Below are 24,153 nucleotides of genomic sequence, written 5' to 3'. Positions count from 1 at the left end.
TTCAGCGATAGGCAGTATTTAAAAATTGAATCCAACGTTTTCCAGCCGTTTTAAATAGCTGTTCGCTGGCAAAAAAGTTGGCATCATAGCGTTTCACCAAACTCCAAAAACTTGCAGAATGATTCGGGTGCTGTAAATGGGCTAGCTCATGAATAATTAATGAATCAATCACCGATACCTCAGCCTGACAAATACGCCAATTAAATTGTAAAGAGGCATCCGACTTGCAGCTACCCCATCGTGACTTATAACTGCGCACTTCAAAACGGCAATAGTCCAAATTCATTGCGCTGGCAAATCGCGGTAAATTTAATTGCAAATAGCCGGTTAAACAACGCTTATACAGCTCTCCAAACACACAGCTGAGTATCCAATTAAGCGCCCAATTCAGGCAAGCTTTCAAAGTCTCCTGAGTCTGCACCTGCTGAAGAAACCTTTCAGAGTCCGAAAAGTTTTGTAATTCAGCATAGACAGAAAATTTCACTTCCATAAGGCTATTATTCACAAAAATTAGCCACTCATCACTTTTGGGCAAATCTACAATAGGCGTAACTGAACGATTACATTCGAGTTTAATCTTCCAAACCGCTGGCCAAAGAGTCTGTTTACATCCAAGCAGAAAACGCTCTAGATCAATAACCTCGGAAGGCTTAACATTTTGTGTATTTTCAATTTCCTGCGACTTCGATCGTGTGCTTTTAGCGGAGTCCCAACGTTTTGCAAAAGCGGTTTTAAAACTCCGCCACTGCTTGGAATCAAGTGAGCATTCAAAACCATTTTCCATCATTTCTGACTGAACCTTTTTAACAGCCAGTTCTACCGGAAGCTTTTTTCCAGCAAACTCAATATCGCTTAAATAGCCATTCCTTGCGGTACAAGGGTGCTTCTCATTCCGTTGCTGACAAAAAACTTCCCCAGCATGATGCCCAAAATCTAAATACTCACGTTCACTTAAACAGTCAGAAGTACTTGAATCAGAATTTGGCGAATTAGACATCAGCCATTTACGGTAAGCACGACGAAGCCAAACAAGATTTTCAGATAATAACCTTTCAATTTGAGTGCCTCGCAAATGCTTTGGTACTTCAATCACCGGCCGGTTAGATTCGAACTTAAGCGCGATAGTTTTTCTACGACGACCTTGTCTTACTGGCAACTCAACAGAAGTTTTCTCATCTTCAAGCAACAGTGAAAAATGCAAAAGCGTCTCCTCTATCCATGTAAAATCCAACTCATAATTATTCGAATGCTTTGCTTGAAAGGTTTCAAATCCGTATGAAAACTTGCACCTCAACCAATACAGCCATTGCGCCTAAAGCCGATTCAGAAAATCGAGCAAAACACATTCAAATCACTGGCGACGACCAAACATCCATTCTGGAACTATTAGCACTCTCCAGTAGTCTAACAAAATCCACTATTAAAACGGCCGCGCAAAAAGGCGCTGTCTGGTTAAGTAAACTCGCCAACAAACCAGAGCAAAAAACCGAATACCCAAACTCTGCCCAAAGCATCGATAAAACAACCAAAACGAAAAAAGCTGAACGAATCCGCCGCTTAAAACGCCCATTAAAGTCGCACGAGCAGGTTGATTTCTACTACAACCCCGACGTGCTTGAATCTGTCACACCCAAGGCACAGTGCTTGTTCGATGGCAAAGAATATTCTGTTTGGCTGAAACCTCGCGGCATGTTTTCACAAGGTTCTAAGTGGGGCGATTTTAGCGCGCTTTATCGATGGGTTGAGCTCTATTTTCAGAATTTAGGTGAACCCAGACAAAGCTGGATCGTTCATCGACTAGACCGAGCCACTCGGGGGTTAATGATCATCGCGCACAGTAAATCAATGGCGCGAGATTTCAGCCAGCAGTTTGAACAAGGAAAGATTCACAAAATCTACCAAGCGAATGTCCGAGGAAACTTTTTGAAAACCATTACAACGATAGATTCACCTATACCGGCCGGTGGATTTCAAATCGTCTACGAAAATCAATCTCAGCAAATATCACATATTTTGGTCACAGATAAGGTTGATGGTAAAGATGCCTTATCCGAAATCTCTATGTTGCATTACTGTGCAGAAAACGACATAAGTCGCTTAAAAATCACCTTGCATACAGGGCGTAAACATCAAATTCGTAAACATTTAGCATTTCTGAATAGCCCAATTATTGGAGATCGACTATATGGAAATATCGTTCTGAGTGAACCTCAGAGCATAAGTCTTGATGCACATGATTTACAGCTCACTGCGTATTCACTTAGCTGGACTTGTCCACTGGACAACCAACTGAAAGAGATAACACTTAGCGAACACCAACTTGACTTGCTGTCCTGCCAAAATGCAACAGATGTCGCTTCATAATATGTTCTTTTTTGAATTCAAATTTCGTATTAAAGGCACCTATTTTTACAGTGCACACCACTTAATCTTGGAGAAAATACTCTCTAACAATCAAGAACTTAAGTTAGTTCCTGAACCGAACAACCCATTTGACACCAACGCAGTCACACTTTGGCTCCCTTTGCAAAATCTGCCGATCTCCTTACAAAACAATCAAACACTTGAACATGAAAAATGGCAGCTGCAAATATTGAACTATCAATACTTATACCGTTTACCTACCAAGTTATCCAGAAAGTTATCCACAAGCCATCTCACGCCAGAAACAAATTCATCCGTTAATTTAAGCCCCATCCAAATAAACTTTAAAAATTTACACTGGCATTTTATGCCTCACCAGTGGTTAATCGGTTATCTGCCTAGACGCCTGGCAAAACTTGTAACCCCATTCAATACGCTAGAATTATCAGCTTCATCCAAAACCAGACTTAGAATCATTCAGATTGAATCGGCCGGTAAAATATTCGCAAAACTTGAACTGCATTCCTCTTTTTTCCAAATGATAAAGCTCGGAATTCAGCTCATTAGAGTTAAACATCACAATGAATTTTTCTGGAAACTCAAACTTCGGAAAAGATAAAGCACCAGACATTCTCTAAAACCAATCTATAAAACCCGAACTCTTTAAAACTCAATATCGACAATATCCCCTGTAAATCTGTGAAATTTTTAACTTCAAGAGAATAAATAGGATTAAGATAACCACTATTAAGCAAAGATTTACCCACATGACAAACCCATTCAGCGGCATGCCTTGCCACTGCTTGAGATAAAATATTTATGCCCGGCACGCACTACGATAATGACCATTCATTCATAGAAGACCTTTCATTCGATTTGAAAGTTGTTGCAAATCGCATGATTCGCGACGACTCACTTGAAATGTTGCTTCTAAACCTCAGAAGCTTGCACGGAAAAGCGTTCGAAAGCTTTTATATTGAAGGCATCACACAAGCTGACAAAGAACGAGTTATTCACGCCTGTATTATTGCCAAAATCACCTCTTTCGATAAAACGCTGTATTTAATTTCTGACCATCAGCAGTTTTTAATAGAGACTCTCTATTCATCACTCAGAGCTCTACTACAACGTTATTTCGATGATCGTCCACTGACAGAAGAGAACATTCTTCGCTATATTAAAATCTCACACCCTCGCACCTATGAATGGATTCATCGAACGGACGAAGAAAGCAAACGTAAACTGGCAATTCACAAACGCCGAGACAATAATCGTCGTTATTTTCGTTATAAGGCAGATTTGAAATATCATTTCATCCGTATCGGTTCACATGAAGGCATTGAAGAGTTACAAGGCGACATCTACTCAAGTGGTATTCAGCATTTCACTGAGATCGTGAATGAAAAACTCGATTTGCTGATGCGAAATTACCAAAAAAACATTCATGATGCGTTGGCAAATAGCTTTCCAAGTGCTTATCAACTTTTTTTGGTGGTTATGGAACGTGTCGAATACTTGCGTCATGTATTAAACGGGGTTTCCGTCGGACACCTGCCACTTGAAGATGCCAAAACGGCTTTGCGTGAAACCTTAGACAACGAAATTGATTGCAGCTCGCTTCATGGCAACATCCGCACCGAGAGCATTCTTCGAGATTTTGATGAGAAAATCCAACAAATCAGTCGCAATACGTTGATATTGATTGAAAACTCTACGCCCCATCGACTTTATGAAGGCCCTGTGCTGGAAAAATTGAAAATTGACCGAGACATCAAAGCCTACAAAGAGAAGAAAAAAAGCAATAACTCCAGTTTATTGATGTCCTTTATCGATCTGTATCATTACGCCCTGCTTTTAGAGAAAATCTACAACAACATCTCCGCAAGCAACTACATTATTATCTTTCCAGAATATTGGTCGTCCGATTACCATGATGCCTCTCCGGGAGGTTTTTCACTGTACAGCCAGTTTTTAGTCGAAGTTAACGATATCCTAGAGCTATTTTTGCAAGTCAATATTTCCAGCGATCCGGAAAAACCGGTTTATGAAATATTGCATCAACGCAGTAAAGTCATCCGTATCAATGCACGACAAGATTTAGGGGCTTATCAAATTTCCTGCCAATTTATCAATGCAACCGAGCACAACATGGGCATTTTGCGTAAAGCCCTGCAATCCCAAGAAATTGTAGATGCATTCAATTCTGCAGGCTTTATTGACGAACAAGATTAGTCATTTCAAGATGAACCAATTTTGATACACTGCGCCCATAATTTTTGTGTCCTCAACTCAAACGGGAAACGCTTATGTCAACCGCTGAACTGCAACCGAATGAACTCTCAAGCTGTCTAGAAGCACTAGACCAATCCAATGACTTTCAAGTTTTACGTCGCCTTAAACCGACCAAAGCCTATCAAACCGCTCCGGCGACAGGAAAAGTCCATAAAGTTTGTATTATCGATACCGAGACCACTGGTTTAGACACACAAAATTGTGAAATCATTGAACTAGGCTACCAAATCATCGAATTTGACTCACAAGGAAAGCTTTATAAGGTTCTAGCCGCCAAGAACTTTTTAAATGAACCTGAGGGTGAAATTACAGCGGAAGTGACCCAAGTGACAGGATTAACATTTACAGATGTCGAAGGACACCAAATTCCTTGGCACGAAGTGCAAACAGATTTAGCGGATGTCACACTTTGTGTGGCCCATAATGCTGGATTTGACCGGCCGGTATTGGAACGTTATGAACCGCTATTTGTGGACAAAATATGGGGTTGTTCGGTGCAACAAATTGACTGGCAAGCACTGACCGATGTGGGTTCTCGCAGTCAAGAGTTCTTGTGCTGGAAAATTGGACAATTCTTTTATGATGCTCACCGAGCGCTCGATGATGTTCAGGCGCTTTCACAATTGCTTTCACTAGAAATTGGTTCTAATCAACAACCAGCCTTAAACTTTTTATTACAAGCAGTTCGTCAAAGTAAAATCATTGTCAAAGCCACAGGCGCGCCATTTGATGTCAAAGACGAGCTACGTAAACGCGGTTATCGCTGGAATGCGGACGCCAGAGTTTGGCAAAAAATGATGGATGAGCAACGCTTGGAAGAAGAAACGGTTTGGTTAGCAGCAAATTCAACGCCTAATCCAACAGTCGTTAAACTCAATGCCAACGACAGCTTTTCAGTACGAGCTCAATAACCAAACGTGTGATCAAAGAGCCAAAACACAACCGGCCGGTAAATTAATGATCTTTACCGGCCGGTTATTTAGGGAACCTCTAATGGATTCACCTTAGAAAAAAAGTCTCTAACTTAATTCCCAAAAGAGAAAAAGCCACCTTCAATCGGACGCTGAGCATCCAGTGCAGACATCCCTTTCACACAACGGACAACCAGCCAAATAATCCAGAAAAGAATCACCAACCAACCGACAATAATCACTGATAGCAAAGAACCGACAATTAAATAGGCCAAACCATACCAGAAGGTTCTGATTTGAAAACTATAATGCGCGTTTAACCAATCAGGATTTTCCTCACTTCGTTTAACATAGGCAAAGATAACCCCCACAAGCGCCGTCAGCCCAATCACTAAACCGACCAAATAGAGAATGTAATTAATCTTTGCTGACGACACATTCGCTTCGACTAAGTTATTCGCTTGCGGCTTTTCAGCAACTGAAGGCGTTGAATTTTGTGAGGGGGGTGTAGTTTGTTCTGAAATAGGTTCCGACATGAGTAAACTCCAAAAATATATATTTTTCTATCTTTCAAACACAATGATTAATCTCATTGGAAATCGATGGATTTGCAACAATCCAACTCAACTATTATAGACAGCTCGGTAAGGATAAAAGTCAGCAGTTTGCCATATAAAAATTAATCTATATCAATTTATATCAATAAAAACACCGATAAAACGCCTTTATTCAAAACCTTTTTGTCACGCAAACAGTTTATTGAACAACATACCACCCCAAACCATAAACGCAATCACAAATGAGATAAGAACCGCAGCAGAGCCTTGATCTTTGGCTCGCCCGGAAAGCTTATGGAAATCCGAACCCACTCGATCCACTACACTTTCCACAGCCGAGTTTAGTAACTCTACCACCATGACCAAGAGCAAAACTGCGATCAGCGCAATCCACTCCAATAAAGTCTCACTCAGCCAAAAAGCCACAGGCAATAACAGGGCAAATAACCAAACCTCTTGACGAAACGCGGCTTCATGTTTCCAAGTCGACTTAAAGCCTTTCCATGAATATCTGGCGGCATAAATTACTCGTTTAAATCCAGTATGGGGCGATTTCATTGAATACAACTCTCTGCTTTATTTAGAAATGGTAAACACGTCTGCAACACCCCGTCCCCGCATATCAGCGGCCGCTTCAATTTTCTCTGAAAATTTTGTAATCACCTGAACATCTCCCAAATAATTATTGCGCTTCAAATGATACCCCATCAGTTCTAACCCCTCTTGGGTTTCAACAGAAAGCTCAGGGTGAAAAGCAATTTGATTTTTAGGCAGCAGTTGATGATGGACACGAGGCGCATCAATCGCCTGCTTTGACGTCATTTGACGTTCATACACATTGATAAGCGTTTGGAAAATAGAGGTAATAATAGTCGAGCCACCTGGTGTTCCCAAAACCATTTCTACAGATTCTCCTTGAGTAACAACCGTCGGAGTCATGGATGACAGCATCCGTTTTTCCGGCGCTATCGCATTCGCACTTGCGCCTACCACGCCAAACACATTGGCAACGCCAGGTTTTATTGAGAAATCATCCATTTCGTTATTCATTAAAAAGCCAGCTTTCTCAATGAATACACCATTTCCAAATGGCATGTTCAAGGTATAAGTATTAGAAACGGCATTGCCCTGCGCATCAATAATAGAGAAATGCGTTGTTTCGGGCGACTCGACAATACCCGGCTTAATGGATTCAGTGTCAGAAATTTCATCCAACCGCACACTCTTTGCACGCGTTTGTAAATAGTCTAAGCCCATCAGTTTTTGACTAGGCACCTCGACAAAATCAGGGTCACCTAAATAGTGCGCACGATCGGCATAGACGCGTTTGCTGAGTTCAGCATAAAAATGCGCCCTGACAACCGACTCAGGAACGCCCTCTTTTTTGGCCTGCTCCAACTGCTCAATATACTTTGGTTTTAAAATCTCATACAACTTGAGCAACTGTACCAGAGCAATACCACCAGAACTTGGAGGAGGTGCCGACACAATGGTTTTACCAAACCACTCTCCCACAATCGGTTGTCGCCATTTCGCTCGGTAGCCGGCTAAATCTTTTGAAGTAATTAATCCCTTATGCTTCTGAACCTGCTCAACCAGTTGTTTGGCCGTTTCACCGAAATAAAATTCTTTTGCGCCATTCTTTGCAATCCGTTGCAGAGTTTCCGCTAATTCCGGTTGAATAAACAGCTCACCTGCCTTACGGTTCTGCAAAAAGCGCTGAAAGTTTAACTTCGATTTTTCACCGGCCGGTGCATTTTGCTGAATCCAGTTCTCAAACCATTGCGCGGTTTTAAACATCGATTCTGGCATTGCAAACCCTTGCTCTGCCAAACGGATTGCAGGCTGCAATAACGTTTCCCATGGCAGAGAAGCAAATTGCTGATGCACCTGCCACATTCCCATAACGGTTCCCGGAACACCCGATGCTTGGTAACCAATCAATGACTGATAAGCGACCACTTCCCCCTGTCTATCTAAATACAAATCTTTAAATGCCGCTTGAGGCGCCATTTCTCGATAATCCAAAAAATAGCGATTGCCAGCTTGTTGAGTCAGTTGCGCAGTCTGTATTTTCTCGTTGTCCTGTTTCAAATTTTTTGGAGAAAGACTTGGCAAAACAAGTGTCATAAAACCGCCACCGCCAATATTACCAGCCTCAGGATAAGTCACCGCCAACACAAACGCAGCGGCAATCGCTGCATCAACGGCATTACCGCCCGATTGCAAAACTTGTTTTGCCGCATTTGCACTGTATTTATCCGGCATAGCCACAGCCGCCATAGATTGCTTAAGCCTTGAATCAATCTTGACTGAATCTGATTGCGCGGTGACAAGCGATTGACTCAATTCGGACTGACTCTGAACACTCTTTTGGGTGTTAGAAACACTTGTTTGTGGCACTGTTGCCAAATCTTGAGCAAAGGTTTGATGCGGCGCAAAAACTAAACTTGCCGTCATCACCCACATCATCAAACAGAACGTTTTCTTGGTTATCAGTCTCAACTTGTCAGTGGTATACAAATTTCTGAATGTCTTGAGAGAGAATGCACGATAATTTATCGAAGGTTGAAGATACTTGTCGACTCGCCAAGTCATAGAAGAACACCTATGTTTAATAGATTTAGACTAAATATGTCTCAATGATCTGCAGTGAAAACGACTGCAAATGTCATTTGAATCTGATTACAATAACGGAAACAAATTGCTCAGGTAAAGATTTTCAAGCAAAAGTTTATAAAACTTTGCTTATGCTTGCGAGTAACACGGATTAACAAAGGAAAATGCAATGAACGCTTTGAAAAGAACATCGATTAAAAAATCCATTATCCCACTATTAGGTGCCTTGCTGATATCTGGATTTTCGTCTCAAAGCTTTGCTGACGAAATGATTTCAATCGATTCTGAACCACAAATGACGGAAGCTACCACCGATATTGACTACGATAACACCATTCGCAGCTTCAAAAACTCAGCACAATCTGCAGCGTTTTTTGATCATGCCTACGGTTATGCAATATTTCCAACCATTGGTAAAGCCGGTTTTGTGATTGGCGGAGCTTATGGACAAGGCCGTGTTTATGAACAAGGACAATACACCGGTATGACGGAAATGTTCCAAGGTTCGATTGGTTTTCAGTTTGGTGGTCAAGCCTTCAGTCAAATTATCTTTTTCCAAGACCAACGAGCTTATGACGAATTCACCAGCGGGAGTTTTGAATTTGGCGCTCAAGCGTCAGCGATTGTAATTACCGCTGGGGTTTCTGGTGAAGCATCCACCAAAGGAACTTCGGCAACAGCAAACGCTGGGCAGAGCTATGTGGCAGCAGATGGGCAATATTACAAAGGGATGGCTGTTTTCAATTTAGCCAAAGCGGGACTTATGTACGAAGCAAGCTTAAGTGGGGCTAAATATAACTTTAAACCTGGCTATTAACGTCTAACTTTAATCAGGTTTTACAATACATTAAATATACCGGCCGGTGAAAATTGACAGTAAACAGTTTTCACCGGCCGGTAAAGATCCAAAACACCCAACAGGTTTTAAATCTTTAAATCATCGACTAACTTCGATCAGTCACTTGCAATAAGTGATAACCAAACATCGTTTTCACAGGCCCCTCAACCGAGCCAACTTCAGCGCTAAAAACTACTTTATCAAACTCTGGAACCATCATTCCTGGACCAAATTGGCCTAAATCTCCACCCTGTTGACCAGACGGACATTGAGAATGTGCTTTTGCCAATTCTGCAAAATCAGCACCCTCCGAGATTTGCTGCTTAAGAGCCAAACACTGCTCTTCTGTTTCAACCAAAATGTGACGTGCTGTTGCAAGTGCCATGAACTTCTCCTATTTAGTCGACTATTTATATTGTTCAGAATAGACGAGTTAAACTGCGTTAAAACGCATTAATTTAAAAAACAGCTAGTCTATCAAACTTGAACACTTATTGATCAAAGTAAACTTAACAAAGTCTCCCCACAGCGACTCTCTTCGACTTGAAGCGATTAACACAACTCAAAAATTTACACTTTTCATACACATTTAATAGGTCAACTTTTATAATACCGCCTATGAAAAATGAGACTAATTTCACGCAAGCGTTTGCGCAAATCCCTATGCAGGCCGTTGGCCCTTTTAAACTCATCGGCGATGTCGAAGTCGATGACTTAATGGTACCGATGGCGACTTACGAAACACCACTTTGGCCTTCAGTCGCTCGCGGAGCTCGCGTTGCTGCTCATTCAGGAGGGATTCGTGTCACCCTTGTTGATGAACGTATGACTCGATCTATTCTGTTACAAGCGCCAAATGCTGGCATTGCTGCCAAGTGCATTGCTCAATTGCAAGCTTCACAAGACGACTTGCAGGCAGTTGTCGCGCAATCCAGCCGTTTTGCAAAGCTTATTGACACCCACTTTCAAATTGTCGGCAACTTGATTTATCTTCGCTTAGAGTTCAAAACTGGCGATGCCTCCGGTCACAATATGGCGACAAATGCCGCAGATAACTTAATCCCTTGGATTTTGCAAAATTACCCTGACTTAGACTATGTCTCTATTTCCGCTAATTATTGCACCGATAAAAAAGTTTCTGCCGTGAATGGAATTCTTGGACGAGGAAAATATGTAGTGTGTGAATGCACGATTCCGGCCAAGTTTTGCAAACGTTTTCTGAAAACCACTCCTCAAGCCTTAGTTGATTTGCATATTAAAAAAGATTTGATTGGCAGTATTGTGTCAGGCGGATTAAGAACAGCAAATGCACATGTAGCCAATATGCTCCTTGGGTTTTACCTTGCAACAGGTCAAGATGCTGCAAATATTGTCGAAGGCTCTCAAGCGATTAACCATGCAGAAGTTACCCCAGATGGTGACTTATATTTTTCAACCACTTTACCCAACCTAATTGTAGGAACGATTGGAAATGGTAAAGGCTTAGATTTTGTACTTGAAAACTTGGAATTATTAGGCTGTCGTAATCCCAATGTTGAACCGGGTGTCAACGCTCAGCGACTAGCCTGTATTGCCGGAGCTACCGCATTTTGTGGCGAGCTATCGTTGCTGGCGGCGCAAACCAATCCTGGTGAATTGATGCAGGCGCACATTAAACTCGAACGCGCAGCCTCGGAGCAAATGCAACAGGCAGAACAAGCAGAATGAGTCGAACGCCTACCCACTCAACCGAAAGAGAATTGATTACTCAGCGCAAGCAAGATCATATTCAAGCCGTGCAAGAAGATCCAAAAGTCGAGCGCCAACAATCTGGCTTCGATCAAATTCAACTGATGCACCGCGCACTGCCAGAACTTGACTATGACAAAATAGACACCTCTTGCGAGTGGCTTGGTTATTCAATGAGCTTTCCACTGCTCATTTCTTCCATGACAGGCGGTGGCGCTACCAATCTAGAAAAAATCAATATTCATTTAGCTGAAGCAGCAGAGGCGACTCGTATTCCTATGGCTGTAGGTTCTCAAAGAGCCATGCTGGAAAACCCAAAGGCGGCCAAAAGTTTCAAGCTAAGACAATATGCACCCAATGTACCACTGATTGCCAATATTGGCGCTGTGCAATTAAATTACGGTGTCACCCACGAGCTGATTCAAAAAGCCGTTGATACACTTCAAGCTGACGCACTTTATCTGCACCTAAACCCACTTCAAGAAATCATTCAACCTGAAGGTGACCGAAATTTCAGCCAACTTTTTGACAAAATCGCACAGCTTGTTAAAGCACTCGATGTCCCTGTTATCCTAAAAGAGGTCGGCAGTGGTATGAGTGCTCAGGATATTGAGCGAGGGATTCAAGCTGGCGTTGAATGGTTTGATTTAGCCGGGCGAGGAGGCACCTCTTGGAGCAGAATTGAAGCACACCGTTCTGAAAATGATCTGGGAATCTTATTTCAAGACTGGGGGCTGACAACCGTCCAAGCGCTAAGAATTTCACAAGCCTACCAGTCCCGTGCTAACTTCATTGCCAGCGGTGGCATCAGAAATGGTATAGAAATGGCGAAAGCTGTTATAATGGGCGCCCAATTTTGTGGGGTCGCAGCGCCATTATTGGGGCCTGCTAGCGACTCTACGCAAGCGACTATTGATAAAATTTTGCAGTTAAAACAAGAGTTTACCACTGCCCAATTCTTACTTGGTCAAGCAAATTTACAAGGTTTGAGACGCAATCAAGATTTGATTTTAACGGACTTCTTACCGGCCGGTAATTAACATATACGCAGATAATGACATTTATGAAAGTTGGCATTGATTTATTACATTTTGCGACCTCTGACTACTTCCTAGGCTTGGATACTTTTGCCAAGGAAAAAGGCACAGATGTAAATAAGTACTTTGTGGGAATCGGCCAAGAAAAAATGTCCATTGCTCCGCCAGATGAAGATGTAGTGACTTTATCGGCTAAAGCAACCGCTCCAATCCTTGAACAAATTGATAAAAATGAAATCACAGCCATCCTGTTTGCCACAGAAACAGCCGTAGACCAATCAAAATCAGCCGGCGTATTTTTGCACGGCTTACTCGGCCTTTCCAAACATTGTCGCGTAATCGAACTCAAACACGCATGCTACGCTGGCGCTGCTGGCCTTCAAATGGCGACCAGCATGGTTAGAGCGAATCCAAAAGAAAAGATCCTAGTAATTGCTGCAGATATTGCACGCTATGATGTCGATACTTCTGGTGAAGCCACACAAGGCTGTGGCGCTGTTGCCATGCTGATTACAGAATCCCCTCGCGTGATTGAAATCGAACCGGGTTCCGGCTATTTCACCGACGATGTCATGGATTTCTGGCGTCCGAATCATCGCTCAACCGCGCTGGTTGATGGCAAATACTCAACCAAAGTATATTTGAACAGCCTGAAAGAAGCTTGGAGCCATTTCCAACAACAAACAGGCAAAGTCTTTGAAGATATTGATTACTTTTGCTACCACATCCCTTTTACCAAAATGGCCGAAAAAGCGCACAAAACCTTGGTAAAAAAAGTGGGTAAAAAATTCTCAGAAGAACAGCATGATACTCAAACCTTACCTAGCCAGCTATACAACAGAATTGTTGGCAATAGCTACAGCGCATCACTATTTGTTGGGTTTATTTCATTACTAGATCATGTTCAACCTAGTCTTGAAAATAAGCGAGTCAGTTTTTTTAGCTACGGCTCGGGTTGTGTTGCAGAATTTTTCACCGGAATCATTCAAAAAGGCTATGAAAAAGTTTTAATGACGCAAAGCCACAAACAACAAATTGAACAACGTCAAGAGTTGGATTACCCAACCTATCTTAAGTTTTATCATCAGACTGATTACAGTTTAGAAAACTTAGAGCTACCGAAAATCAATAAAGGCAAGTTCCGCCTATCGGCGATTGAAAATTACAAACGCATTTATACTGCAAATAACTCCTAGCACTGAATAAATCCGTTGCTAGGGATAAGTTGTTAAACATGAATTTTCAAACGACCTCTCAAACGATTACCGCACATAGCCAATCCCCTGCAAAATTGATTGTCTCAGGTGAACATGCTGTCGTTTACGGCCAACCCGCGCTTAGCATTCCTATCCCATTGTTAAGTCACTGTCAGATAAACATCTCAGCAGCAGATAAAACCCATTTTGAAATAGCTTTATCGGATTTGGCACAAAGCCAAGAGTTTTCACTCGCAGATGTTGAACAACTGACTTCAAACATTGAAATGCGTTATAAACACTTCCAAGACAATACCTTAACCATTGATCAAGTACTAAAGACAGACTTTGATTTAATCCTGATCACTCTTAAAAAGTTTTCCGATTTTTGCAAAATCCCTACCGGCCGGTGGCAAATAATAATTTCTTCAGAAATTCCTCTGGAACGCGGTCTCGGCTCTTCCGCCTCAATTATTGTCAGCCTGTTAAAAACATTGGAAAAAGTCAGCCAATCAAAACTGCTCGACAATTTTTTCTCCCTTGCACAAGCCATAGAAAACTATCAACACGGCAACTCTAGCGGCTTAGATCCAACAACGATTTATCAAAACCGTCCGCTCATCTATCAAAATCAAAAATTTTCCGAACTCAATCTTGGAAAGCTTCCCCAACCGCTCAATGCTTGGTTGATTGATTCTGGTAAATCCAAAAGCTCAACCGGCGATACGGTATCTCATGTTCGCAACCACTTTAAAACCCATCATGACATTTGGCAACAATTCTCCAATACAACACAACAGTTACTGACTGCATGGCAAACAAATAATGCTCAAAGTCTTTTAAAATGCATTCATTCGAATCAACAATTACTTTGTCAAATCGGCGTGGTTCCAAAAACACTTCAGACTTGGTTAACAGAACTTGAACAACAAACTGCTGGTGTTGGAAAGGTTTGCGGTGCTGGAGCGATTGAAGGCGATTCCGCCGGAATCGTGTTATTTTTATCTGAAAACTCTCCTGCAGAATTTTGCCAAAAACATCAACTTACCTTTTTTGCATTGGATTTATAAATGACAGCCAACCATTTTGTCAGTCGCGCCCCCGCAAATAGTATGATTTTGGGCGAACATAGCGTTGTGTACGGACAACCTGCTATTGCTTGCGGTCTTGAACAATGGATTGAAATTCAATGGACACCGATTCATACACCGACCATTGAAATCGAATCAGAACTAGGTTCATTTCAAACCGACCTCGATAACATTCAAATTGATTCGAAACTTAAATTTATTGGTCATGCACTTAAGGCATTTCAAAAACAACTTTCCTCTCAACAGCAAGGCTGGCAGCTGAAGGTGCATAGCGAATTTTCATCGACTATCGGTTTGGGTAGCTCTGCCGCTGTTCTGGCAGCTTGTTTAGCTGGCTTAAATCATGTGTGCCGAACAAACCAAGACTTTTCTGAACTTTGGCACATTGGCAAAAAGATTATTGTCGACATTCAAGGCCGAGGCTCAGCAACAGACTTGGCGGCAAGTCTCTTTGGTGGTTTGGTTTTTTTTCAACCGCCCGCAAAAAACCAGCGGTTAAAAATACAATCCATTTCAGCTAACTTGAACCTTATTTTGGTTTACTGCGGTTACAAGACTGCTACGGCAGAAGTACTCGCCCAAGTTGCGCAAAATTGGCAAAGCAAACCGCAAGAGCTGACGAAAATTTACCAAAAGATGGGCAGCATTACTCAACATGCCTACCAAGCCCTTCTGCAAAATCGACTGAGTGTGTTTTTTCTTTGCATTGAACAATATCAAGCGTGTATGCGTGAACTTGGCGTAAGTGATGCCACTCTTGAGAAAATCATTGACTTACTTAACCACTGTCCAAATATTCAAGCGGCTAAAATTTCTGGCTCAGGATTGGGAGACTGCGCACTGGGGATTGGTGAGTTTTTCCCAGAGCGAGACGACAATAACCTGCTAACTCACTGCCCAATTAAAACGGAACTCAGCGAATACCTTCAACTACAACTGCCGATTTCAAATCAGGGCGCTCACCTCATACACACCATGAAAAAGGACATACACTAATGTCAAGCAGCCGAGCACAAAGCTTTATCCACACTGTTTTACAAAACAGTGCAAACCCAGCCCCCCTTTCAATAGTGAAACCCAATGGGCATGGCCAAGCACCCGTCAATATTGCTTTGAGTAAATACTGGGGAAAACGTGATGCTGAATTAAATTTACCGATTAATGGCTCTGTTTCGATCAGTTTGCCAGGCTTAGGGACGACAACACAAATCTCGGTTTTTGAAGGCAATGAAGATTGGATTTCTCTGAATGGCAAAACTTTACCGGCCGGTGATAAATTTGCCAAACGCTTATCTGCTTTTTTAGGCTGGTTTCGCAAAAGTAGCACCACGGCTTTTAAAGTTGATACCACAAACTCAGTCCCGACTGCGGCGGGACTTGCATCATCTGCCTCTGGCTACGCTGCGTTAGTATTTGCCTTAGACGACTTATTTGGTTGGCAATTGAGCAAATCACAGCTCTCATTACTGGCTCGCTTTGGCAGTGGCAGTGCTAGCCGTTCAGTCTACGATGGATTTGCGATTTGGCACAAAGGCGATTCGGATAACGGCTTGGATAGCTTTGCAGAAGAAATCAACGTTACCTGGCCAGAATTTACGATTGGCTTAGTCAAAGTTGATACCCAAGAAAAATCAATAGGCTCAACGTTGGGTATGCAACAAACAGTGGAAACCTGTGACTTGTATCAAAGCTGGCCGCAACAAGCAGAACGAGACATTCACAATATCCATCAAGCCATTCTAAATAAAGACTTCACCACACTGGGAAAAACCGCTGAACACAATGCGTTATCCATGCACGCAACCATGATTGCCACTTGGCCTCCAATTGTCTACTGGCAACCTGAATCTGTGGCCGCAATGCATGTGGTTTGGCAATTACGAGAAAATGGCGTGGAAGTCTATTTCACAATGGATGCTGGCCCAAACTTGAAATTGATTTTACTCGACACAGATAAGCAAGCTGTCTTAAACGCATTTAAGGAAATAAATAGGCCGATTGAATTCATCCAGCCTTTCAAAGGTTAAACGCCAAAAACCAAAAAGGCGCCGATTGGCGCCTTTCATGAACTGAACCAGACAGGAGCTATCTATTTCACAACAGACAACGTTGGTTTCTTCGCTTTCTTTGACTTTTTCTTAACAGGTGCTTTAGATTTGTCACCGGCCGGTAGATCGTGCAAATTTGACTCAGTATCGTCAACGGCACTTAACTTCGGTGCAGACGACGATTCTTGAGACTCATCAGATTCGTACGGTTCTGGCGGAAACGGCATACCATGCCCATTTTCGCGAGCAAACACAGCCAAGACTGCTTCAGGCGGAAAACGTAAATTCCGTTCAATACCTGAAAAACGCGCACGGAATGAAAATAACTCATTCTCTAAATTGAGATGCCCAACCGCCGTTGGACTGACATTCAAAACGATGATACCTTCTTGAATGTGCTCCACCGGAACGTCCACCCCTGGATAATTAGCATCCACCTGCATATGCGGTGTCCACTCGTTATCCACAATCCAGTCATAAATAGCACGAATTAAATAAGGACGATTTGAAATCATCGATTAATCTCTCATATCCAATTCGTCATCCGTCAGGCTTTCTGCGAATAATTCACGCTCAAGTACCTTATCGCAGTAATCGAAAATTGGTTTCGCGCTCTTAGGTAACTCAATACCTAAAACAGGAAGACGCCAAAGCAACACAGACATGCTGACATCAACTAACGAATAATCATCACTCATAAAGAAATCTTTATGTTCAAAGACAGGAATTAACTGAATCAAACGTTCTTGTAACTCACGGCGCGCCTGCTGAACTTCGCCTTCATTTTCGTTTGCCATAATCACATCGACCAACGGGTACCACTCCGTTTCAATTTGACGAAGCATTTGACGAGAACGTGCTTTTGAAATTGGGTCAACCGACATAAGCGGTGGATGTGGAAAACGCTCGTCTAAATATTCCAAGATAACCTGTGGATCATAAAGCGTTAAATCGCGATCGACCAAAGTTGGCAAAGTACCGTAAGGGTTCAGTTCCAATAGATCTTCAGGCAAATCATTAGGATCAGTCATAATGACGTCCATAGGAATATCTTTCTCTTTAGCAACAAGACGAATTCGGTGCCCCAGTGGGTTGGTTGAATCCGTAAAAAGAACCATAACGGAACGCTTTGTGACGGGTACATCAGATGACATCAACTATTCTCCTAAAGTCTCGGGAACACAGAACGTTTCCCTAAATGATGAACAAGAGGTTTATTATACATGGCTTGTCAAGTCCCTATGCTGTCATAAACCTATTCCACTCTGAAATGCCATTAAAAAAGTAATTAAAAAAATCAATCCTCTAACTTACGCGTAAAGACCCAATCCTTTTCACTTGAAAGTTCAGGGGCAAATTGATAGCCGTCATAGTCAAAATACTTAAGACCTTCAACCTCTTCCAAAAGATTGTCTGCTGCATAACGCGCCATCAAACCACGCGCTTTCTTTGCGTAAAAACTGATGATTTTATATTGGCCATTTTTCCAATCTTTAAAGATCGGTGTAATCACCTGACCTTTTAAGTTTTTCGGCTTTACGGCTTTGAAATATTCATTGGAAGCCAAGTTCACCAACGTCGCACTGCCTGATTCTGCAAACTGTTGGTTCAATAATTCGGTAATTTGATCGCCCCAAAATTCATATAAATTTTTGCCTTTTTCATTGGCGAACTTTGTGCCCATTTCCAAACGATACGGCAAAATTAAATCACACGGCTTCAGCAACCCATAAAGTCCAGACAGAATTCGGAAATGATTTTGCAAATAATTCACTTGCTCATCATTTAGTGAATAGGCATCCAACCCTGTGTACACATCCCCTTTAAACAGCCAAGCTGCCTGCTTGGCGGAGTCACCGAATGGCAATTGCCAATCTTGGAAACGCTGATAATTAAGTTGCGATAACTTATCGCTAATCGACATCAAGTCTCCAATCGCATTTGGCTCAAGCGACTGCAACTGATTAATCAATGTTTGTGCTTGGTTTAAAAAAGCACATTCAGTCTGCACCGACGTTGGAACTTGAGAGGTTTCATCCAGAGACTTTGCAGGGGAAACAACCATTAACATGAACAAACTCCTTTTCGAGTATAGTGAGAGACACAAAACCCGACTAAATCGTCGGGTTTGGAATCAATCAGACAGGAAGCAATTTACTTTTTATCGCCATCAGGAAGCACTAAATTCAACTCCAATACTTCCATTCCATTGTCTTCATCAATTGAGATTTTCAGTTGATCTTGGTCGATATTGACATACTTTGAAATCACTTCCAAAATCTCGTTACGCATCTGCGGTAGATAATCCGGTGCATTGCGCTCAGAGCGCTCTTGAGCGAGCAAAATATGCAAACGATCGCGTGCCGCGGTGGCCGTTTTTTTCTTGCGTTGGCCAAGCAAGTAATCCATTAATGCCATGACTTACTTCCCAAACAATTTTTTCAAAAAACTCTTCTTTTCACGCGTGATAAAACGGTGCTCGCGTTCTTCACCCAAGAAACGCTCAATAATATCTGAATAAGCTTGCGCTGCATCCGCATCCGTATTCATAATCACCGGCTCACCCGAGTTCGAAGCATTCAATACCGCTTCCGATTCTGGGACTACCCCTAAAAGTTTGATGTTGAGCAAATCCACCACGTCTTCAACCGACATCATTTCACCCGTTTCAACACGATCAGGATTGTAGCGAGTCAAGACTAAGTATTCATCAATCGCTTCGCCCTCTTCAGACTTTTTCGACTTAGCTTGTAAAATACCCAAAATACGGTCTGAGTCACGCACAGAAGAAACTTCTGGATTGGTAACAACAATCGCTTCATCTGCATAGTAAAGTGCTAACTGCGCACCTTTTTCAATACCGGCCGGTGAATCACAAATAATGTAATCAAAACCATCTTCTTTCAAGCCTTCGATAACCGCACCGACACCTTCAATGGTTAACGCATCTTTATCACGAGTTTGCGATGCCGCCAAGATGTAAAGATTTTCAATACGCTTGTCTTTGATTAACGCTTGCTTTAGTGCTGCTTCACCCTGAACCACGTTCACAAAGTCATACACAACACGTCGCTCACAGCCCATAATCAAATCCAGATTACGCAGACCCACATCAAAGTCGATGACTGCTGTTTTAAATCCTTTTTGCGCCAACCCTGCTGCAATACTTGCACTGGTTGTCGTCTTTCCAACACCACCTTTCCCGGAGGTGACAACAATCACTCTAGACACGTTTTACTTCTCCTAATTTCAATTATTTCTATTCGATAATTTTAGCGGATTATTCCGCATTATCGTCTTTTGTATTTCGTTTTTAATTCTCACTCACCGCTTAAGCAAGAAACGATCAATTGACAATACGTTAGCGTTATTTCGTCAATGGAGACAAAACCAACTTTTCTTGTCGCAATTCTACTTGCACCAAACCTTTTTTATATTTTTCATCAATATCATCTGACAACTGATAAACCCCAGCGATACAGACAATTTCTGGATTCAACTCTGTTGCAAATACCTTCGCCTGCATATTGCCAGACGCGCCAGCAATCACCTTTCCTAATACCTTACCAAATACCGTGATATTGCCATCTGCGATGACTTCCGCCCCCGGATTTACCGACCCCGTAATAACGACATCCTGATTAGGGGCGTGAATCTGCTGACCCGAACGAATCGAACGATTAATTACCATGGCAGATTGCACAACCTGTTCTGGTGGCGTAATAGCCTCAACCACTTCAGCACTCGCCACTTCTGAATTTTGCGATTCCACTTCAGAATGACCAACCGCTTGCGTTTCAATATCAACCACTTTGTCACCGGCCGGTAAAGATTCCGGCTGACGATCTTCTTTTTTTGCTTTAGCACGTTTTTCTTCCGGTGGAAACACCGCCAATCCAGCATATTGCGCTTGATTAATAATGGTTTCGTCTTTGGTTCGTACACCAATCGGAATCATCTGTAACTGATGCAGAAACTCAACCATCAATGCCAAAAAAGTTGGATCTTGCAGTTCAACTTGCGGCTCCAAAACTACCGGAATCCCAACAAAAAAACTCGGTGCTTGATCTACTTTTTCGCGTAAAGCCTGTTGCGTTTGAGCAAAATCGTCAGAAAAGAATTTTAAGACGGAAAGAGTGAGGATAGAACCTTTAAGTTCGATGATTTTTTGAGACATTGAATGCTTTATTTATTGAGGATTTAAATGAACCGAAATTGTAAGCAGTTTTCGAAAAAAATACTAGAAGAGAGCTTTGCACGAGATGATAAATAACCAAAATTGGCTAAAACAGTACTGAACGTTGTTAAAAATTTTGCAAATAGCCAGCTATTCCCTGCAATTTTCGTCTAGTTCAGTTCAGTTTTTTCTCAATTTATGCCTTATCTCTAACTCATGCAAAGCTCTCTAGAAACCGTTGAAAATTCAAACCTGAATCAATTAAATTAAATCGTCTCAGGTGTTATGGAAACCATTTCCAAAAACGTTTTTAGATGACTGATTTCGGTTTTATCATTGAATTCATGCCCGCGATGCGGAAGTGTCAGCAAGGTTTCATGTCCATCCTTGATTAACTTCGCCTTGTTGGCCGCGGTAATTTCGACCTGAATCCCGAAATGCTCCAAAGCCGTCATCAACTTTTTCCATTGAATATTAGTCGGCATGGGATGTGAAAACAGTTTTTGAATAATGACTTTATGCTTTTGGCTCATAGTGACTCCTCAAAAATCGTTCAACTGTTCATTACAAAATACGAGTTTAGGATTTATTTTTCGATAATGATTCAATTTTAGCGATTTCATTCGCACACAGTGAACGAATGTTACCGGCCGGTAAATGATTAATTCCCAAACCTGCAAACTCAATTCGAATCAATCGCTGAACCTGATAACCCAATGCTTGGCACATGCGTCGAATTTGTCGATTCAACCCTTGCGTTAATTCAATTTGAATAATTTGCTCTGACAAACGAAAAACACGACAAGGCTCAGTGACTTGATCAAGAATTTCCACACCTGCCGACATTTTTTCTAAAAATTCATCCGTCACTTGAGGCGTGACTGTCACTAAATAACGTTTGGGTAGTGTTTTATTTTCGTTTAACAAACAATTCGTAAGAGTCCCGTTATTGGTCAGCAACAAAGCGCCTTCAGAATCTTTATCCAAACGCCCCACTGCAAAAAAATAATTTGGCCAAGTACTGGTTTGCATTGGTTTGATTGCCGTCAGCAAATTTCCATCAACCGCTAAATTCTGTGTGCAGACCACACCTCTGGGCTTGTAATAAAGTCGATAAAAATATTGGTTTTCAACTAAAACAACGGGGTGACCATCCAATCGAACGTCATCTTCAGCGGCGACTTTCATACCAAGCTGAGCAGGTTGTTGGTTCACCCGTACTCTGCCTTGACGAACCAATCGATCAGCCGCACGACGTGAACAAACACCAGATTTACTCAAAAAATGGTTAATTCGATAAGACAATTTTATACCGGCCGGTTCATTTACTGCGAATTTAGAATTTTGTGTTCAGCCTGTTGCAGGCGCTCTAGAGTGCCAATATCCGACCACGCACCTTCATAAATTTCACCCGAAACTTTTTGTTGCTGCATCGCTTCACGCAAGATTGGGGCTAAAGGCAAAAAATCCACCGATAATCCCGCAAACAACTTTGGCGACAAAACGCTGATACCAGAAAAAGTCCATTCCCCTTTTTCCAGAACCTTACCGGCCGGTGACAAACCAAAGTCGCCGTGAGCTTTAAAACTCGGTGTCTTCACTAAACACAAATGCGCTAAATCCTCCTTAAGCTGAAGATTCGTAAAATGTTGATAATCCATTGACGAATAGACATCCCCATTTACCACTAAAAACGGCTGTTCCCCCAACAATGGCAAAGCATTGATAATACCTCCAGCGGTTTCCAATCCCCCCTCTGGCTCAGGACTGTACTCAATTTTCAGGCCGAATCGCGCACCCGAACCTAATTTTTTCGAGAACTGCTCTCCCAGCCAAGCGGTGTTAATGACCACCTCATTCACACCGGCTTCAGCTAATTTTTCCAAGTGATATTCAATCAGCGGTTTGCCAGCCAATTCAATTAAAGGCTTTGGGGTTTTGTCTGTCAAAGGACGAAGACGATTGCCTCGCCCAGCGGCCAATATCATTGCTTTTTTTATACTCATCAATTCAACTTTTCAATGTCTTTTCAAGAGTGCTTCAACGATGCAAATGCCGGTTGAACCTTGTCTTCAACCCAGCTTGTTAACGCATTCAACTCTGAATAGTTTTGGCCAACATCCACGATGTATTGCAATGTTTGCGGCACGTCAGGCAAATACCCATCTTTTCCATCTCGCAGAAATAGACGAGCAAAGATTCCTGATGCTTTTAGGTGACGCTGAATGCCCATTAAATCCATTGATTTTGCAAATTCTGCCCATTCATTTTTTTGGCAAATTCCAACCTCACACAAATCGTAAAAATAGCGTTGTTGCCATTCACTAACCTGCTCTTTCGGCCAAGCTAAATAACAATCACGCAGTAAAGACACCGCATCGTATGTTAAAGCGCCATGCACAGCGTCTTGAAAGTCTAAAATTCCTGGCGGTTTGCCAGAGTTAAACATAATATTCCGACTGTGATAGTCTCGATGTACATAGGTTTTTGGCTGAGTTAACGCAGAGTGGCTCAATAAAGATTTCGTTTCACCCCAAAGTAATGAAGACATTTGTGGCAACTCTAAATACTCCTGACACAACCAATCGGTGAACAGGTTCATTTCTGTATCGAGCAAACGAGCGTCGTAGGGAGGCAGTTTTTCAGCAGCTTGGCTCGCCTTGGCATTTTTCTGCAGATTCACTAAGGCTTTAAGCGCTTGGATATACATCTCATCAATTTGTGCTTCGGACTCACTGCCACCCTGCTCACGTAATTCCAGCAATTTAGAAAAATAGGTCACTGTTCCCAAATCACCCAACAGCAAAAATCCCTGATCTAAATCTTGTTCGAGCACTTCCGGCACCCACAACCCCATCTGATTGAGCGAATTCGACACTTCGATAAAAGGACGGCAATCTTCATGCTCAGGTGGTGCATCCATAACCACAAATGATTTCGAAACAGCGCTGGAATCACTATTAGAATGAATTCTAAAATATCGACGAAAGCTAGCGTCACTGGACGCAGGAACAGGTGTTGTAAACGAAGAATCTTTTAAATATCGGGAAGTGTGTAAAATGCCTGAGGTTTGCGATGTGCCATTTAACCAAGCCTGCATTTGCTCAAAACGTGCATCCATGAATATGCCTTTACGATGAACTCGGAGTTTTGTGAAATCAATCAATAATAGTTTCCGCCTTGCGAACAAATCAAGCTGTTCATCAAGGCGAACAGTGGCGTCAATCTTAATCGAAATTTGTTCCAGCTGCAGGATTAGTCACCCCAAAGTTTCAGATGAAACCAAGCGTACTCT

The 24,153-nt window shown here is 42.1% G+C and carries 25 protein-coding genes; 10 read left to right on the top strand and 15 right to left on the bottom strand.

Going from position 1 to position 24,153, the window contains the following annotated elements; all coding sequences use genetic code 11:
• Position 1: 1 nt before the first annotated feature.
• Entirely contained in the window at positions 2-1,201 is a 1,200-nt protein-coding gene (locus D9T12_RS03625; protein WP_130536900.1) for a M48 metallopeptidase family protein, read from the bottom strand.
• A 74-nt stretch (positions 1,202-1,275) separates the two neighbouring features.
• Here D9T12_RS03625 and D9T12_RS03620 point away from each other — a divergent pair, with 74 nt between their 5' ends.
• From D9T12_RS03620 to D9T12_RS03610, 3 genes are all read left to right on the top strand, one after another.
• Positions 1,276-2,364 (top strand): RluA family pseudouridine synthase, encoded by a 1,089-nt coding sequence (locus tag D9T12_RS03620; RefSeq protein ID WP_130536899.1) that lies wholly within the window; start codon positions 1,276-1,278, stop codon positions 2,362-2,364.
• Between the two features lie 819 nt (positions 2,365-3,183).
• Positions 3,184-4,596: a protein kinase family protein gene (locus D9T12_RS03615; protein ID WP_130536898.1), complete on the top strand. Its 1,413-nt coding sequence runs from the start codon at positions 3,184-3,186 to the stop codon at positions 4,594-4,596.
• Positions 4,597-4,670: 74 nt separating this feature from the next.
• Positions 4,671-5,567 carry a 3'-5' exonuclease gene (locus D9T12_RS03610; protein WP_130536897.1) on the top strand — a complete coding sequence of 299 codons (897 nt, stop codon included), beginning with the start codon at positions 4,671-4,673 and terminating at the stop codon, positions 5,565-5,567.
• 113 nt (positions 5,568-5,680) lie between these two features.
• Here D9T12_RS03610 and D9T12_RS03605 read toward each other — a convergent pair whose 3' ends face one another.
• The 3 genes from D9T12_RS03605 to ggt form a co-directional block, all read right to left on the bottom strand.
• On the bottom strand, positions 5,681-6,103 hold the full coding sequence (locus D9T12_RS03605) for a DUF4870 family protein (RefSeq protein ID WP_240693226.1): 423 nt from the start codon (positions 6,101-6,103) through the stop codon (positions 5,681-5,683).
• A gap of 207 nt (positions 6,104-6,310) precedes the next feature.
• Positions 6,311-6,682, bottom strand: coding sequence for a diacylglycerol kinase (locus D9T12_RS03600; RefSeq protein WP_130536896.1), 372 nt, complete (start codon positions 6,680-6,682; stop codon positions 6,311-6,313).
• A gap of 18 nt (positions 6,683-6,700) precedes the next feature.
• Entirely contained in the window at positions 6,701-8,584 is a 1,884-nt protein-coding gene (gene ggt, locus D9T12_RS03595; protein ID WP_130536895.1) for a gamma-glutamyltransferase, read from the bottom strand.
• A gap of 328 nt (positions 8,585-8,912) precedes the next feature.
• On the opposite strand from ggt, the gene D9T12_RS03590 reads away from it, so the two are divergent.
• Positions 8,913-9,560, top strand: a complete 648-nt coding sequence (locus D9T12_RS03590) for a lipid-binding SYLF domain-containing protein (protein WP_206199130.1) — start codon at positions 8,913-8,915, stop codon at positions 9,558-9,560.
• 127 nt (positions 9,561-9,687) lie between these two features.
• On the opposite strand, the gene D9T12_RS03585 is transcribed toward D9T12_RS03590, so the two are convergent.
• Entirely contained in the window at positions 9,688-9,966 is a 279-nt protein-coding gene (locus tag D9T12_RS03585) for a peptidylprolyl isomerase (protein ID WP_130536894.1), read from the bottom strand.
• A 233-nt stretch (positions 9,967-10,199) separates the two neighbouring features.
• Here D9T12_RS03585 and D9T12_RS03580 point away from each other — a divergent pair, with 233 nt between their 5' ends.
• The 6 genes from D9T12_RS03580 to mvaD are packed head-to-tail and all read left to right on the top strand — an operon-like array spanning position 10,200 to position 16,660.
• Entirely contained in the window at positions 10,200-11,288 is a 1,089-nt protein-coding gene (locus D9T12_RS03580; protein WP_206199129.1) for a hydroxymethylglutaryl-CoA reductase, read from the top strand.
• Positions 11,285-12,349, top strand: coding sequence for a type 2 isopentenyl-diphosphate Delta-isomerase (fni, locus tag D9T12_RS03575; RefSeq protein ID WP_130536893.1), 1,065 nt, complete (start codon positions 11,285-11,287; stop codon positions 12,347-12,349). Before D9T12_RS03580 ends, fni begins: the two co-directional genes overlap by 4 nt.
• 14 nt (positions 12,350-12,363) lie before the next feature.
• Positions 12,364-13,542, top strand: a complete 1,179-nt coding sequence (locus tag D9T12_RS03570) for a hydroxymethylglutaryl-CoA synthase (RefSeq protein ID WP_240693225.1) — start codon at positions 12,364-12,366, stop codon at positions 13,540-13,542.
• A gap of 38 nt (positions 13,543-13,580) precedes the next feature.
• Positions 13,581-14,612, top strand: a complete 1,032-nt coding sequence (locus D9T12_RS03565) for a mevalonate kinase family protein (RefSeq protein WP_130536892.1) — start codon at positions 13,581-13,583, stop codon at positions 14,610-14,612.
• Positions 14,613-15,629 (top strand): mevalonate kinase family protein, encoded by a 1,017-nt coding sequence (locus tag D9T12_RS03560; protein WP_130536891.1) that lies wholly within the window; start codon positions 14,613-14,615, stop codon positions 15,627-15,629.
• The gene (gene mvaD / locus D9T12_RS03555) at positions 15,629-16,660 is read left to right on the top strand and encodes a diphosphomevalonate decarboxylase (protein WP_130536890.1); all 1,032 of its coding nucleotides are present in this window, start codon (positions 15,629-15,631) and stop codon (positions 16,658-16,660) included. Before D9T12_RS03560 ends, mvaD begins: the two co-directional genes overlap by 1 nt.
• 62 nt (positions 16,661-16,722) lie before the next feature.
• On the opposite strand, the gene D9T12_RS03550 is transcribed toward mvaD, so the two are convergent.
• From D9T12_RS03550 to D9T12_RS03505, 10 genes are all read right to left on the bottom strand, one after another.
• Positions 16,723-17,196: a ClpXP protease specificity-enhancing factor gene (locus tag D9T12_RS03550; protein WP_130536889.1), complete on the bottom strand. Its 474-nt coding sequence runs from the start codon at positions 17,194-17,196 to the stop codon at positions 16,723-16,725.
• 3 nt (positions 17,197-17,199) lie between these two features.
• The gene (locus D9T12_RS03545) at positions 17,200-17,835 is read right to left on the bottom strand and encodes a glutathione S-transferase N-terminal domain-containing protein (RefSeq protein ID WP_130536888.1); all 636 of its coding nucleotides are present in this window, start codon (positions 17,833-17,835) and stop codon (positions 17,200-17,202) included.
• Between the two features lie 143 nt (positions 17,836-17,978).
• Positions 17,979-18,752, bottom strand: coding sequence for a peroxide stress protein YaaA (yaaA, locus tag D9T12_RS03540; RefSeq protein ID WP_130536887.1), 774 nt, complete (start codon positions 18,750-18,752; stop codon positions 17,979-17,981).
• Between the two features lie 83 nt (positions 18,753-18,835).
• Entirely contained in the window at positions 18,836-19,099 is a 264-nt protein-coding gene (gene minE, locus D9T12_RS03535; RefSeq protein ID WP_130536886.1) for a cell division topological specificity factor MinE, read from the bottom strand.
• A 3-nt stretch (positions 19,100-19,102) separates the two neighbouring features.
• Positions 19,103-19,912, bottom strand: a complete 810-nt coding sequence (minD, locus tag D9T12_RS03530; RefSeq protein WP_130536885.1) for a septum site-determining protein MinD — start codon at positions 19,910-19,912, stop codon at positions 19,103-19,105.
• A gap of 136 nt (positions 19,913-20,048) precedes the next feature.
• Entirely contained in the window at positions 20,049-20,858 is an 810-nt protein-coding gene (minC, locus tag D9T12_RS03525; protein WP_130536884.1) for a septum site-determining protein MinC, read from the bottom strand.
• 266 nt (positions 20,859-21,124) lie between these two features.
• Positions 21,125-21,391, bottom strand: coding sequence for a hypothetical protein (locus tag D9T12_RS03520; RefSeq protein ID WP_130536883.1), 267 nt, complete (start codon positions 21,389-21,391; stop codon positions 21,125-21,127).
• Between the two features lie 46 nt (positions 21,392-21,437).
• Complete coding sequence (locus tag D9T12_RS03515; RefSeq protein WP_130536882.1) at positions 21,438-22,163, bottom strand: pseudouridine synthase; 726 nt, start codon at positions 22,161-22,163, stop codon at positions 21,438-21,440.
• Between the two features lie 20 nt (positions 22,164-22,183).
• Entirely contained in the window at positions 22,184-22,864 is a 681-nt protein-coding gene (gene murU / locus D9T12_RS03510) for an N-acetylmuramate alpha-1-phosphate uridylyltransferase MurU (RefSeq protein WP_130536881.1), read from the bottom strand.
• Positions 22,865-22,887: 23 nt separating this feature from the next.
• The gene (locus D9T12_RS03505; RefSeq protein ID WP_130536880.1) at positions 22,888-23,979 is read right to left on the bottom strand and encodes an aminoglycoside phosphotransferase family protein; all 1,092 of its coding nucleotides are present in this window, start codon (positions 23,977-23,979) and stop codon (positions 22,888-22,890) included.
• Between the last annotated feature and the right edge of the window lie 174 nt (positions 23,980-24,153).

The sequence above is a fragment of the Thiomicrorhabdus indica genome (assembly GCF_004293625.1).
In the GTDB taxonomy this organism is placed as follows: Bacteria; Pseudomonadota; Gammaproteobacteria; order Thiomicrospirales; family Thiomicrospiraceae; genus Thiomicrorhabdus; species Thiomicrorhabdus indica.
This window is presented reverse-complemented; position numbering and strand designations above follow the sequence as displayed.

Excerpts from the sequence above, each read along its gene's own strand:
- ggt (WP_130536895.1), bottom strand. The coding sequence starts at position 8,584 with ATGACGGCAAGTTTAGTTTTTGCGCCGCATCAAACCTTTGCTCAAGAT.
- D9T12_RS03605 (WP_240693226.1), bottom strand. The coding sequence starts at position 6,103 with ATGTCGGAACCTATTTCAGAACAAACTACACCCCCCTCACAAAATTCA.
- D9T12_RS03610 (WP_130536897.1), top strand. The coding sequence starts at position 4,671 with ATGTCAACCGCTGAACTGCAACCGAATGAACTCTCAAGCTGTCTAGAA.
- fni (WP_130536893.1), top strand. The coding sequence starts at position 11,285 with ATGAGTCGAACGCCTACCCACTCAACCGAAAGAGAATTGATTACTCAG.
- yaaA (WP_130536887.1), bottom strand. The coding sequence starts at position 18,752 with ATGTTAATGGTTGTTTCCCCTGCAAAGTCTCTGGATGAAACCTCTCAA.
- D9T12_RS03505 (WP_130536880.1), bottom strand. The coding sequence starts at position 23,979 with ATGGATGCACGTTTTGAGCAAATGCAGGCTTGGTTAAATGGCACATCG.
- D9T12_RS03580 (WP_206199129.1), top strand. The coding sequence starts at position 10,200 with ATGAAAAATGAGACTAATTTCACGCAAGCGTTTGCGCAAATCCCTATG.
- D9T12_RS03520 (WP_130536883.1), bottom strand. The coding sequence starts at position 21,391 with ATGAGCCAAAAGCATAAAGTCATTATTCAAAAACTGTTTTCACATCCC.
- D9T12_RS03620 (WP_130536899.1), top strand. The coding sequence starts at position 1,276 with ATGAAAACTTGCACCTCAACCAATACAGCCATTGCGCCTAAAGCCGAT.
- D9T12_RS03585 (WP_130536894.1), bottom strand. The coding sequence starts at position 9,966 with ATGGCACTTGCAACAGCACGTCACATTTTGGTTGAAACAGAAGAGCAG.
- D9T12_RS03550 (WP_130536889.1), bottom strand. The coding sequence starts at position 17,196 with ATGATTTCAAATCGTCCTTATTTAATTCGTGCTATTTATGACTGGATT.
- D9T12_RS03590 (WP_206199130.1), top strand. The coding sequence starts at position 8,913 with ATGAACGCTTTGAAAAGAACATCGATTAAAAAATCCATTATCCCACTA.
- D9T12_RS03600 (WP_130536896.1), bottom strand. The coding sequence starts at position 6,682 with ATGAAATCGCCCCATACTGGATTTAAACGAGTAATTTATGCCGCCAGA.
- minC (WP_130536884.1), bottom strand. The coding sequence starts at position 20,858 with ATGTCTCAAAAAATCATCGAACTTAAAGGTTCTATCCTCACTCTTTCC.
- murU (WP_130536881.1), bottom strand. The coding sequence starts at position 22,864 with ATGAGTATAAAAAAAGCAATGATATTGGCCGCTGGGCGAGGCAATCGT.
- D9T12_RS03570 (WP_240693225.1), top strand. The coding sequence starts at position 12,364 with ATGACATTTATGAAAGTTGGCATTGATTTATTACATTTTGCGACCTCT.
- D9T12_RS03615 (WP_130536898.1), top strand. The coding sequence starts at position 3,184 with ATGCCCGGCACGCACTACGATAATGACCATTCATTCATAGAAGACCTT.
- minE (WP_130536886.1), bottom strand. The coding sequence starts at position 19,099 with ATGGCATTAATGGATTACTTGCTTGGCCAACGCAAGAAAAAAACGGCC.
- D9T12_RS03560 (WP_130536891.1), top strand. The coding sequence starts at position 14,613 with ATGACAGCCAACCATTTTGTCAGTCGCGCCCCCGCAAATAGTATGATT.
- mvaD (WP_130536890.1), top strand. The coding sequence starts at position 15,629 with ATGTCAAGCAGCCGAGCACAAAGCTTTATCCACACTGTTTTACAAAAC.
- D9T12_RS03545 (WP_130536888.1), bottom strand. The coding sequence starts at position 17,835 with ATGTCATCTGATGTACCCGTCACAAAGCGTTCCGTTATGGTTCTTTTT.
- D9T12_RS03565 (WP_130536892.1), top strand. The coding sequence starts at position 13,581 with ATGAATTTTCAAACGACCTCTCAAACGATTACCGCACATAGCCAATCC.